Genomic DNA, 12,822 nt, shown 5'->3' on the forward strand with positions numbered 1-12,822 from the left:
AGCACAAAAAGAAAAACTCCCTTGTTAATCAAATTAAACAAGGGAGTTTTGAATTATATATAAAAAGCAATTTACTCTTTTACAAGCTGACCTTTCTCATCGTATTCCTCTACACCTACTATCTTTTTTTCATCAAACGGATAAACACTAAACGGCAATAAATCGGCAAAGCTTTCAATAGCATTTAAGTCTTTCGCAATCACGTCAAACTTGCTTGTAATAGCACTTAACAACTGCTCAAGTGAACCTTCAAACACAGCCGGAAACTGCAAAAACATAGGTGTTAAAAACTGATTAGCAAACTGATCCATATTTGAATCAAACGGCAAACGTTTAAAACTAAACTCCTGTTCTACCTCTTTCTTATCTTTGTAATACACTGTCATTGACAACGGAGAACCCTTCTTTACCACTTCAATAAACGGTTTTGCCGTAAACAAGTGTTGCCCCTTGATAAAATAATCTGCCGTAAGCTTATTACCAACCTTTTTAACCACTATCAAACTCTCACCGCTCATATCCTTAATTGACAACTGATCGTCTGTTAATTCAAACGAAATGCGGTTAAAATAATGCATCTCAAACAGATCTATGAACAGACTCTTCTCTTCAAAGTTTTCATAATTGACAATTCCCAAAGCATTCCCCTCTTCAACTTCCTTATACACTCGCCCACTCTTAACTTTTCCTCCTTCGTAAAGCGTTTCCAAATCGTACATAAACGGAGCAGCAAACTGATCTCTTGCCAAGTAATCGTACGAATACTGTGCTTTTCGCTCTCCCTGTTCATAATAGTTAATCAAGTTAATCTCAGACAGTATTTTTTCCTCTTTGAAATACCCTTCAAACGGTTTACCCTCTTTATAAACCCCTTTATACATCTTTTGTGGTTTACCATCAATCATAAAACCATTGTCTTCCACCTCAACCACCTTTCCTTTTTCATCCTTCAAAATACGCTTGTACAATCGCTTGTCATCTTCGTCATAAAACACCTTTTCTTCTTTCATATCACTCCTTTTTTCTTGAGCAAAAACAGTCCCAAAAGGCAGGCAACACAGTGCCCCTAATACTATAATTCCTTTGATTCTTTTCATAATTCACTCAATTTAGTTTGGTTTAATTTGTTTCTACACTTATCGTTAGTAAGCTGAAAGAGAATACAATATAGAAAAATAATTGCTTGGGTGTTAAAATATCTTTACAAATGGCGAAATAACAAGTACCCTAAAATGATTATTAGCTGTTTGTCAATCAACCGTAAACACCACTAAATGTGTCATCTATAAGTACAACATCAGTAATCGTACACCCACACATTTCTAAAGTTTCCCCTATTGATTGATTACAAAAAAAATCCCCATACTTCAAGTGAAATATGGGGATTCTTTATGCTATAAAGGCAACGCCTATCTGTGTTGGTCTATTAAGATCGGATTACCATCTGGATCCACTAAAATAACATAAGCAGGTCCTTGAGTTGATTCATCTGCTTTAGTATGCAGTTCCACCCCTTGTGCCAACAGGTGTTTTTGAATATCGCGTACATCAACAAAATCATCAATATTTTGTGCCTCTTGATTCCACCCAGGATTAAACGTCAGCATATTAGCATCAAACATTCCTTGGAACAATCCTACTATGGTATCTCCGTTTTTCATCACCACCCAATTCTGCGTGATATCTCCCCCACGTTGGTAAAACCCCAACTTCTCATAGAATGCTTTGGACACGTGAATATCCTTTACTGTTAAGCTAACAGAAAAGGCTCCCAATTTAATACTTTCCATACTTTTTGTTTTTTGATTAGTAAAGGAAAGATAAGATGTTTTTAGTAATGTTTGGAGGGGGGATAAAAAAAATGCCCCGAAGATAGTCGAGGTAATATCTTAATCAAGATTTTACAATGACATCTAATATTTACAACAATAAAAAAGTCTATCAAACAACAGACTTTCTTAGTTTTATTTTTACCTATCTATCCACTTATTAACCACATCACAAACTCTCTCTTCAAAATTATGTATAGAATCACCTACTCCTAAATGAATTATATAACACAGATCTCCTTCTCTTCTCTTTAAATACGTTCCTTCTTGTACTTTTAGATCTTGACTTGGGTAAACTAATGCTACCTTATTAGCTTCATAAAAATGGTGGTACACAAACATCTGTCGCAAATCCTCAACTGATGCATTTGGCAACCCCTCTAAATTTTTCCACTTCGTATCAAGAACAAATACCTGAGAAGAATCCTTCTTATTCGTTATTACGATATCAGCATACATATTAACACTCTTATAGTCACCAGTTTGTGATTGCCAAAAACCTTTCTTTACTTGTTCTCTTACCTTATGAGTTTTCTTCAAATATTTGTGCAATGTCACAAATACAAAACGCTCCCACAGTACATTCATATCAAACAACAAAGCCAATACCTCATTATTTCCTCCTTTAATATCAGGATGATAATTGAGCAGTAACAACTTTGCAATACTCAACGCTGTTTCATAATCAACTGTTTTTCGATTGAGAACTATCCTATCAAATGTTCCTACTGTTATCTTTAAATCCAATTGTTCAGGAAAATTAAACAATAATTGATTTATCTCACTCTCCAATGCTACATTGGTATTAATGCGCTTAACCAATTGCAAAGCCTTATATAGAACTTTATGCAATTCATGATTTACATCATACATACTGTGTCTTGTATAGAAACGTTCTTGATGTACCAAATTCTGCTGTACATGTTTCCCAAATACTATACCTCCTTTTAGCGCTAAAGTATTCCCTTCTTGTCTTCTATACTTTTTAACCAAACCTTGATGAATCAATCGCTTAATCTCTTGTATGTACATCGCAATATATACATCAAGAATTGCATTGGGTTTAATAGATAAGTTACTTGTTGTAGGAGTATGCGCTTTAAACGAACCTACACGCCAAATCATATCTATCAATAACTTTCGCCAAATATCCTTTTTTTGTTCATTCTTCTCTACTTTAGGTAATATTTCTATTGTTAAGTCTCCTAACTGAAGTACTCCTACATTTTGATTAAACTTAACCCCTTTGTGTATTAAAGAATAAAAAGGCACACCTGCTGTTCCATAGAAATCAGACAGTCTCTTGTGATGCTGTTCTGTAAACATATCATCACCTATTAGTAACTTTTGGTGCTCAAAAACAGTAATTGTTTGTTTACTCACTTTATCTCTAATTTTTTATCAAAAGTGTATCTATCGCTATCCTAAATTCTTCTTCATTATCAATAGATTTCAATACATAAGTAACCTTATTCTGAAACATATCACTATCATAGTCAAAAGAAGCAAACCTAACCTTCATCTCTTCTATTTTAGTCACAAAGCCTTCTCCTAACACTAATCCTATCTTACCATAATCTCCATAGAAATACTCTTGAAGCAAAGGAAGAATGTTATTCTTAAAACGGGCCATTAATATATCTATAGAATCTACTCCTAAGAAATAACTATGACCTATCAGGTGATCTCTATCTAATAATACTTCTATACGAGCATTGATAGTTTCTAATACTTCTCTCAAATCAATTCCTAAACTATTTTCTGACTTGATTACCTCATAGTTAGGCATCATCTCCTCAAAAGTAAAACGACGTCTTAAAGCAGTATCTAAAGCTTCTACACTTCTGTCTGCAGTATTCATCGTACCGATAAGATATAAATTAGCAGGCACACCAAACTTATCTTTAGAATAAGGTAAGGTTACTTGTAATTCTTCTTCTTTCCCTAATCGCTTGCTCTCTTCTATTAAGGTAATCAACTCTCCAAAAATAGCAGACACATTACCACGATTGATCTCGTCTATGATTAGTACATAAGATAAGGGGGTATTATCATTCTTTACATTCAGTAAATTTTTAAAAACATCCTTCTTAACATTTGCATTATAAAACTCATAAATAGACTGTTGAGAGATTTTCTTGTCAAAAAACTTTTCAGGGTTTGCATTAAGGTCCTTGATTATCCATTCTATACTCCTAAAGTGTCTTAATGAAGTTTCATTATTGTTATCATAAGTATATCCTCCCTTCACAATACCGATTGCATCTATTATATGATTCCCTTTGGTTGCAATCACTATATCACCTTCTTTCATTTTGTTTAAAGTAAAGGTGGCTAAGACATTATAAGAACTTTCAGAAACTAAATCAGGATACAATTCTTTAAACCTATCTCTATATTCCTCCCATTTCACTAAGCTTGTCAATTCTGACAAATCATGTTCTCCACCCCATGATATGCCTCCAACATTATTCATAATACAATAATCATGTTCTAAAGGATTTTGCTTCCCTCCTAAAGACATTTTATAATAGTTAATATTATTCCAATCGACATTTATATCACTTACTTGATGAATAAGCTTAGCATCTTTTACAATAGACTTAAATATTCCATCATTAATATCATAAACCACAGTTCTTTGTCCAGTTTCTATATTGTCCTCTATTTCTGGCTTTATCCCTTCCACAAAGTCCTCATACGTCATACTTTGATGAAAGGTCGTAAACACAATTTGTCCATTCTCTACATACTTATTAAATTCTTGTTTAACTACCTCACGCTCTTTACCTAAATCAAAATCAGGAGCTACTATAGCTAATGCTTTAGCGATAGTATGATAAGTCTTCCCCGTTCCTGGAGGTCCGTATAGTATTTGGTTTAAAGGTATGTTCATTTCTTTTCCTGCTTTATATATCTCTGCTAACTGATTTTCTACTTGATTATTATTAATTAAGAACTCACGTATATCATCACCAATAATCTTATCTAAATCAATAAAACTCTGGATCATTTCACTTATACTTTGCTCTTCAAGAATATCTTCTTCATCTAAAGAAAAAGCTTTATAAAATCTTATAGATTGAAAGTAATCTTTACTATTATTTTTTTTTGCCCAATCTATCCAATACACAAGCTCAGAATCATACGTTTTATTCAATAAATGACCATATAATTTCTTTAAAAGCAATGTTATTTCTTCAAACTGTTTTTCGTCTTCTAAATGTAAGTCTATATAAATAGAAGACTTATCGCAATACAATTCATAGTGAATATAGTCATTACCTATAATGCCATATTCATCTTGCACCCATTGAAAATCCTTTCCATTTATTCCATTATATTTAATTGATGAGTCCTTTAATTCTTTTAATTTATCATTAAAGAACTCTTTAACCTTTTTAAACTTATCATAATAATCATTACTTTTCTCTAACATAGTATATAAAAAATCTTGTGTCAAAAGATTATAATTTGAATCATCAAAACTCCCCTCTGGCAAATACTGCTTTATCAAGGATAACAATTCAGTATCTTTTTTGATAAAATTATCCCTAATCTCTCCTGCTATTTCAAGATAATCTAAGTACTTCTCTCCTTTTTCAAGAGATTCAATTTTAAGAATATCACATAACTTTTTATAAAACGAATTTTTAAACAATAAATACTTCTCAGGGTATTTAAAACTTAATAAAGTAGATATAGTACGTTCATCATGGTGATGCTGAAGTTTTGTTTCAACCTCTCTATAAAGACTTTCAATATCCCCACTAAATTGCTTTATCCTTTCTTCAAGGTCTATATTCTCATCATATAGAGCTAATAGTAAATCTGAATATTGTTCCTTCCTTTCATTATTCAAATGCTTCATTGTCGAAATAGCACTATAATACAATAGGTTCACAAACTTCATACTAAGTAACTCATTAACAATGGTATTTTTTTGTAACGAAGGCATTCCTTTCTGGGTAGCAAATAGTAACCATTTATACTCTTCATCCTTTAAAGCTCCTGAACTTATTTTCTTTTTATATTCTTCCAGTAGTTTTTTTATAACATTTGATTGCTCCCTAATACAACTGCTAATAAATGAATCTTTTTTACTAATTATTTTCGCCCCGTTATTTTCTAAAAAAATATTCAATCGCTCTCCATTATTAGCTGAACTTGGTACAATTAGTTCCAATTTATTCTTGCGAAAATACTTCTCTACAAACTCTAATACTTTTTTGTTTGGATACTCCTTTCCTTCATTTACTACAAAATAATATCTTCCATTATTTTTAGTATTCCAACCTTTCTTATCTAATTCACGAAAGGCATATTGTAGTGCCTCGTCCCAAGTTTTCCAATTCTGTTCTTCCATCAATCACTACTTTACTACATACTTGTTTATCTCTTCAATTACTTTACTTATCAAACCTTCAGTCTCCTTTTTACTAATAATTTGAAATGTTTCTCTAACACAAAAGTCACTAAACTTATATTTACCTTTAAACAAAACTTCATAGTCTTTTTGACAATTGTCTCCTAAACATCCAACAGTAAAACCTTTATGATCATTACACACATAGTAAGTAGTTTCTTCATACATAAAAGCTATTGCTACTTTAGCCTTTAAGCTATTTCTATGAGTACAAGCTGTAATCTGATCCTCATTTAACTGTGAAACTTCTGTATTATACTTACTTTGAATTACAATACGTAATGCAGTCATAAATTCATGTACAGTATGCCATTTTATATGTTTAAACTGATTTTGTATTATATAGTCATTAACATCTTTATTAGTAATCCAATACTTATATCCAGATTCTAAATCTTTAGCTATTTCTTTTTTTAATTCAACTGCTAACTCAAAATCATTCGTTATTTCTTTTACTAAATGTAAATATTGTACTATACTTCTGTATAAATCACTATTGGATAGTGTTTGTTCCATACACTTTTCTAGCCACTTCGTTATAAAACCAATATAATCAAGTCTAATTAACGCAGGTTGTATATCTTTAAACTGCTCATAAAATGAAGGTTCTTTTCCATTTAGAGTAAGATACACTAAAGTAATATCACTAAACTCACTTTTCTTTTTATCATAATAATTAAGAAGCTGGGCTGTAATTACCTCTCCCTCCTTTTTATTGCTATCTCCAGCAAATATCTTATTCTCTATAATAATAGCTTGTCCTTTACTATTTTGAATCAGTATATCTATATTCTCATTTTCCTTCTTTCCTAATTCCTTTGGACAAACAGATACTTCTTGTAAATCAAAAGTCTTAATAGATGTGTTACTTAAAAACAATTCTAAAAACATTGTTCCTTGCCCATGGCTACCATTTGGATTTAATAAGAAAGCGATAAATCTTGAATGCAAACGTCTTTCGTCTGTAATATGATGCATTACCTTAAACAAATTAAAACTTCCATATTCATTTAACTTATACTTTTTACAAATACGTTCTATCTCTATCGTAAACTCCTTATACTTTTCCATTTCTTTTTTACTTTATCAAATATTCTAATTCACTCAAATCTAAACCTAAGTATACACTTTCATTACTTCACAACTTTAAAAATCAAATCAAACTTTATATTTAATTACAAACTCATCAAAGGAAAGATAAGATGTTTTTGGTGATGTTTGGAGGAGGGATAAAAAAAATGCCCCAACCTAAAAACTAATACCTCTTAACCTCCCCAACCAACACGTCATACTCATAATTTGCTTCACCCATTAATTTCCCATTCTCATCATATCCCTTCGTAATTCCGTGTAGCGATCCCTCTTTATAACCAACTTCAGACTGCAATTGTCCGTTGCTATAATACTTCTTAACCACCCCATCTAAAACCCCATTCTTATAATTTGCTTCTATCTCTACCTTTCCATTCTCAAAATACCCAATAGTAACACCATTCGCTAGCCCATCTATATAACTTGATTCACCAGAAAATTGTCCCCCTTCATAATAGGCTTTAATCTTTCCGTTAAGTTCCCCATTTTTATAATCTGATGCAGTACGCAATTGCCCATTCTCATAAAAGTGTTTCTTAACTCCTTCTATCTTTCCCGCTTTGTAGCTGGTTTCAAACGCTATTTGTCCCTGCTCATTATACTCCTTAAGAACACCATCTATATCCCCGTTCTTATAATTCCCCTCTGCTTTTAACTGCCCATTTTCATAATATCGCTTAGCGGTTCCCTCTAAAATTCCATTCTTATAACTCTCCACAAATTTTACTTTACCATTGGAATAAAGACTCTTCACAGTTCCACTAAATGGCTTATCTGATTTAATAGTGTAAGCCACACCATTTCTCTCCTCCAAGTCTTTAAGATCAACTTCTTGAGCATAACAATTCACCAATGAAAATGATATAAATAAAAGATATAGAACTCTTTTCATAACTACTTAATTTTAAACAAATCTAACTGTGTATGGCCATAAAAATACAATAATTTGAGTTATGATCATTGAATACTTAAAGAATCTAGACTCCCTCCTCCAACACCCCTCAACCACCCCTCAACCACCTATCAACCACCCCTCAACCACCTATCATTACAGACTTATGCAGACCTTGTACCACACAAATACCACATTTGTACCACACACCTACCGAAAAAAAGCTGGTTTCCGAAGGTCTGTGGTACTTGTATGGAAGATGTCTCGAACGTGGGCTAATTAAAACACCTTTAATTCACAAATAATTACACTTCAAAATTAGATTGCTATTAGCCTTTGATTTAGCTAAATATGACTTTTCACCCCTCAAAAAAACCTTTTTTGCCTTTTACATAACCTTTTTTACAATGTGTATCATTTTGCTATAAAACACGTACAACCCCAGTAATAACAAGAGTTTGATTAAAATTTGACTACAGGACAGGAAAAGAGACAAGAAGGGAAAAAAAAGGAAAAGAAAGGAAAAGAAAGGAAAAGAAAGGAAAAAAGTGGTCATTTGAGCCCAAAATAGCCAATAGCCCAAAAAAGACATTATAAATATATTTAATTTTACCATATAAGAATCTGACAACCAACACTCTATTATTTAAAAACAAAATAATCTTTCATTATGGCAAGAATTCCAAATGGTATTTTAGGTGAGTTTACCGGTTCGATTGGTACTGTGATTGGATACAATTACAGAGGTCAAAAATGTATGCGTACTAAACCTAAAAAATCAAATTACAAATCAACTCCTGCTCAGTTGAAACAACAACAAAAGTTTAAGTTGTCGCACGAGTTTTTGTATCCTCTGAGCGGCGTTACAGATCTGTATTTCGGACATAAAATAGGTGCTAAATCACGTACGAACTTAGCGCTTTCACATCTTTTATTATATGCAATTAAAGACATCGATGACAACCTCCAAATCGACTACCAACAGGTTGTTATTACAAAGGGATACTTACCTGCTGCAACGATTACGGAGGTAACGCTTACTGACGAAGAATTGCGTATTAATTGGACGCCTAATGGTGGTCGTGATTTGGCACTTGACTCGGATAAGGCGAAAGCGGTACTGTTTTGTAAAAAGCAAAGAATGTTCTTCATACCTTCCACAGAGGTAGTTAGAAGTGAGGGTGCATTTACGTCACCTTTACCAGAAAATTGGAAAGCAAAAAATTGTATTGTGTGGTTCTTTTTTGCTAAACAGGATGATAGTGAATGTAGTACAAGTGTGAACTTTTATGGGTTGATATAAAACGTGAGGCGTGATACGTGAAGCGTGATACGTGAGGCGTGATACGTAATACGTGATGCCTCTTTGTAGATATGTATTTTGTCGTATGCCGTGTGGGCGAATAATAATTCTCCCCTACAACGGTGGTGGGTGTAAATCGGGTTATTAGTTTAATCGGAAAAGGCGATACTTCGTATCGCCAAATATCATATCATATTCATCATAACGATGCATTGCGGCATACGTAGGGGTAAACCTACGTGTTTACCCACAATTAATTATTTATAATTAATCATATATAATGTATATCGATGCGTTGTTTATTAATAAACAACAAGCGGCGGCGCCCCTACGGAGCGTAAGGTGTGATATACATTGCTTATAACTATAAACAAAAAAAAGTCCACAAAAACATCTTTGTGGACTTCACTTGTAAGCATTGGTTCTTTTTCTTTCGCACTTGGTCTAACTAACTATTTTTTGCGACCATAACGAGATTAATCTCTCATTATTTCTTTATAGCGTTGTTCTGTTACCGCCAAACGGTTTGCAACAGAGTCGTAGTAAATAACGATTTTATCACCTACTTTTTTACGCATAAAAGACTCACCTGCAATTCTCTCTTTTTTTAGATTGCCTGCATAATCTTTATACTCTAATGTCCACGTAAGCTCGTTCGACTTTCTTCTTTTTACTTCTTCAATATCAACGATAGTCGCTTCTGATTTGGCATAAGTTACGTACTCGCTTTTGTATTTACGGGTGTCAAACATTCCTCCGTTGTACAACATATAAGCCCCGATTCCTCCTGCAACTACTAATACAAGGAAGATGATTTTTGCTAAATTACTTTGCATCTTTTATCTATTTTAAATTATATACCTGCGAAATCAACTGTTCCGTCTTTTTGTAATTCGAATGTGAAATCGTAATAGCTTGTTACTGTCTTACGTCCACGCATTTCTTTTGCTTCTCCAATTTTTTGTGCGTGTATAACAAAGCGAACTTGTAATTCGTTTTCTCCTACTACTCTTACTGTATAGCTGCGCAAAACAAACTTCTCATATTCTGATTCTAACATAGCTGCTGCTGCTCCTACTTGGTACGGAATCTGATCGTAATTAATGCTTTCTAAGGCTACTGTATAATCCTTTTTAGCTTCTGTTTTAACGCCTACTTTATTCTGAATATTTGCAATTAACTCGCTTGCTTGCTTTGCCATTGCGTTCTCCATTTCTTCTTTTGGCTCACCTACTTTACCATCTGCATACGTTTGCTCGTACTTCTTGTCTCCGTCTTTGTACTGAATCGTAACGCTTCCTAAAGCGGCATATAACTCATCTTGAGATAATAAGGTGATTGAACTGATTTGTTTATCTCCTCCGAAGTTCTTAATTACTAAGTCTTTAACTTGCTTGCCATTGTCTTCGTTTTGTGGGAAAATTGTACTTCCTCCACAAGAGGTTAACATCGTCGTTGTGGCAACAACTAAAAACAGAATCATCTTTTTCATAACTACTTTGATTTAATATTTAATACTTATTTTCTTTACTGAACTATTTGTAGGTTGTCTATTATTTCTAATTGTCCTACTATCTCTTGGTACATTTTGTCTAATAACGCTTGGTCTATTTTGGTAAACAACGCATCTTGTGCTTGTAAACCTACCTCCGTTATATTGGATGTATTACTTGCAATGGTTATAGTGTGCTCTTTCAGTACCACATACACATTTCCTTTACTGCGTTTGTTAATCGCCAGCAAACGCTCGATAAACACGGAGTTTAACACTCGTCTAACTTGTGTTTCGTCTTCACTGTAAACGGTAAATTGCTGTAAAAAGGCTTCGTTGCTAACAGTTACTTTTTCTCCACTTTTGTGTAAATAGGTAGCTATTTCGTTGTCCATTACAGTGCTAAACACACCTTTTTTAGGGTGTATGTAAATGGGTACGGCAAACTTTTGAGGGGTTCTCGCGACGAAGTAATTTCCTGTAAATACGGTATCGTCAGCTTCTTTGACACTGCGCATATTGGGGCGATAGGTCAGGGTTAGGTTACACGACTGAAAGGGTACTCCTTTGTAATAGCCTACAAATTGTTCTCCCCCATACACAGCGTACTGCTTGACTTTCAGTAGGTCTGAATACAATATTTCGGGTAGGGATAAATGCCCTTTTTCGATGTATTGAAACTTGGGATTAATAAAGTGTACGATCTTCGTAAATACGGTTTTCTTTATCTCTTGTAAACTTAATGAAGTGTCTTTACTTCTGGTATTTTGTTGCTTTGGTGTATTATTCTGCTGTCCCATATAGTACACCAATGCGCCTATAGTCATCACTAAAAAGAATCCTCCTATAAACATAAGTAGGTTAAGCGAGTCCTGAAAAAAGTCGGGATTAACTGTAGAGAAGTAAATGATTCCGCCTACTATAGCAAGGGAAATGACCACTTGAAAATACAGTACTTTGTTTGATTTTGTGCGTTCTTTTTCAAGAGTAGACAACTGTTGTCTAAAGGTTTGTCTGCAAAATGCTTGAAATGTGTGCAACGGAGCTAAGTTCGTTTCTCCTTGTTCTTCTATTGCTATTTCTTGTTTGTTTTCTCCGTAAATAGCGCTTATCACCTGCTCGTAATACCCAACATCTACGTGGGCTAACGCTCTGGTTATATGGGGAATCACCAAAGGGGGAACCGGAAGTGTAAACTCCTTTTGGTCCACACGTACCTTCATATAACTGATCGGATCTAACGTAAGTCTGACAATAAATAAAGGTACTATGGTTAAATAGGCATTCTCAATATCGACTACTTCTCCTGTTTTACCTTGCTTTATGCGGGTAAAAACTGCTGTAACTTGCTTACTTCTATTCATCACATTGCGCAATGAATTTAAAGGAAAGGCAATCAGGCTAAGGAAGATAATCGGAAAGATAATTTTGTAATACGCACCAACGTTTGTACTGTTTTCTAAATTATCTATGGTTTTTGAAAAGGTGCTTTGAAGGGGTTCTAAAGCATAAACCACAAGTAAAACCACTATAATAAGAGCAACTACCGCGATGACAATAAGGTTGCGCAGAGCAATTTTCTTTTCTCTGTCACATTCTGCTACTATTATTTTTTGGGCTTCACTCAGGTTCATAACTATGGGGACTAACCAAGTTGACTTCCTTATTTATCAACTTGCCACAAAAATAAAGGGTATTTTATGGCCTGAGGGAACTTATCTTTTTTCGCTACCTTTTAGTAAATTATCGTACTCTTTTTACAAATAATCGTTTTGTCATTTTAGTACA

10 protein-coding genes are annotated in these 12,822 nt (G+C 33.6%); 1 reads left to right on the top strand and 9 read right to left on the bottom strand.

What is annotated here, in order from left to right; all coding sequences use genetic code 11:
* Positions 1 to 71: 71 nt before the first annotated feature.
* From AABL81_RS01230 to AABL81_RS01255, 6 genes are all read right to left on the bottom strand, one after another.
* Positions 72 to 1,097, bottom strand: a complete 1,026-nt coding sequence (locus AABL81_RS01230) for a hypothetical protein (protein WP_341340163.1) — start codon at positions 1,095 to 1,097, stop codon at positions 72 to 74.
* A 312-nt stretch (positions 1,098 to 1,409) separates the two neighbouring features.
* Positions 1,410 to 1,781: a VOC family protein gene (locus tag AABL81_RS01235; RefSeq protein ID WP_158211364.1), complete on the bottom strand. Its 372-nt coding sequence runs from the start codon at positions 1,779 to 1,781 to the stop codon at positions 1,410 to 1,412.
* A gap of 189 nt (positions 1,782 to 1,970) precedes the next feature.
* Positions 1,971 to 3,212: an McrC family protein gene (locus AABL81_RS01240; protein WP_341340164.1), complete on the bottom strand. Its 1,242-nt coding sequence runs from the start codon at positions 3,210 to 3,212 to the stop codon at positions 1,971 to 1,973.
* Between the two features lie 7 nt (positions 3,213 to 3,219).
* On the bottom strand, positions 3,220 to 6,195 hold the full coding sequence (locus tag AABL81_RS01245; protein ID WP_341340165.1) for an AAA family ATPase: 2,976 nt from the start codon (positions 6,193 to 6,195) through the stop codon (positions 3,220 to 3,222).
* A gap of 6 nt (positions 6,196 to 6,201) precedes the next feature.
* The gene (locus AABL81_RS01250) at positions 6,202 to 7,326 is read right to left on the bottom strand and encodes a PDDEXK-like family protein (RefSeq protein WP_341340166.1); all 1,125 of its coding nucleotides are present in this window, start codon (positions 7,324 to 7,326) and stop codon (positions 6,202 to 6,204) included.
* Between the two features lie 184 nt (positions 7,327 to 7,510).
* Positions 7,511 to 8,239: a toxin-antitoxin system YwqK family antitoxin gene (locus AABL81_RS01255; RefSeq protein WP_341340167.1), complete on the bottom strand. Its 729-nt coding sequence runs from the start codon at positions 8,237 to 8,239 to the stop codon at positions 7,511 to 7,513.
* Positions 8,240 to 8,909: 670 nt separating this feature from the next.
* On the opposite strand from AABL81_RS01255, the gene AABL81_RS01260 reads away from it, so the two are divergent.
* Positions 8,910 to 9,542: a DUF6266 family protein gene (locus AABL81_RS01260; RefSeq protein WP_341340168.1), complete on the top strand. Its 633-nt coding sequence runs from the start codon at positions 8,910 to 8,912 to the stop codon at positions 9,540 to 9,542.
* A 476-nt stretch (positions 9,543 to 10,018) separates the two neighbouring features.
* Here the strand turns inward: AABL81_RS01260 and AABL81_RS01265 are convergent, their stop codons facing one another.
* Genes AABL81_RS01265 through AABL81_RS01275 form a run of 3 tightly spaced genes read right to left on the bottom strand, consistent with a single transcriptional unit; the run spans position 10,019 to position 12,668 of the window.
* Complete coding sequence (locus AABL81_RS01265) at positions 10,019 to 10,378, bottom strand: DUF3592 domain-containing protein (protein WP_090406322.1); 360 nt, start codon at positions 10,376 to 10,378, stop codon at positions 10,019 to 10,021.
* Positions 10,379 to 10,395: 17 nt separating this feature from the next.
* A complete protein-coding gene (locus tag AABL81_RS01270; protein ID WP_341340169.1) occupies positions 10,396 to 11,034 on the bottom strand; it encodes a hypothetical protein in 639 nt (212 codons plus the stop codon).
* A 35-nt stretch (positions 11,035 to 11,069) separates the two neighbouring features.
* A complete protein-coding gene (locus AABL81_RS01275; RefSeq protein WP_341340170.1) occupies positions 11,070 to 12,668 on the bottom strand; it encodes a DUF3137 domain-containing protein in 1,599 nt (532 codons plus the stop codon).
* Positions 12,669 to 12,822 lie beyond the last annotated feature (154 nt).

The organism is Myroides sp. C1519 (assembly GCF_038039755.1).
GTDB classification, from domain to species: domain Bacteria; phylum Bacteroidota; class Bacteroidia; order Flavobacteriales; family Flavobacteriaceae; genus Flavobacterium; species Flavobacterium phaeum_A.

What these genes read in the sequence shown, in the direction of transcription:
- AABL81_RS01230 (WP_341340163.1), bottom strand. Translation starts at nt 1,097, where the DNA reads ATGAAAAGAATCAAAGGAATTATAGTATTAGGGGCACTGTGTTGCCTG.
- AABL81_RS01275 (WP_341340170.1), bottom strand. Translation starts at nt 12,668, where the DNA reads ATGAACCTGAGTGAAGCCCAAAAAATAATAGTAGCAGAATGTGACAGA.
- AABL81_RS01265 (WP_090406322.1), bottom strand. Translation starts at nt 10,378, where the DNA reads ATGCAAAGTAATTTAGCAAAAATCATCTTCCTTGTATTAGTAGTTGCA.
- AABL81_RS01250 (WP_341340166.1), bottom strand. Translation starts at nt 7,326, where the DNA reads ATGGAAAAGTATAAGGAGTTTACGATAGAGATAGAACGTATTTGTAAA.
- AABL81_RS01245 (WP_341340165.1), bottom strand. Translation starts at nt 6,195, where the DNA reads ATGGAAGAACAGAATTGGAAAACTTGGGACGAGGCACTACAATATGCC.
- AABL81_RS01260 (WP_341340168.1), top strand. Translation starts at nt 8,910, where the DNA reads ATGGCAAGAATTCCAAATGGTATTTTAGGTGAGTTTACCGGTTCGATT.
- AABL81_RS01255 (WP_341340167.1), bottom strand. Translation starts at nt 8,239, where the DNA reads ATGAAAAGAGTTCTATATCTTTTATTTATATCATTTTCATTGGTGAAT.
- AABL81_RS01270 (WP_341340169.1), bottom strand. Translation starts at nt 11,034, where the DNA reads ATGAAAAAGATGATTCTGTTTTTAGTTGTTGCCACAACGACGATGTTA.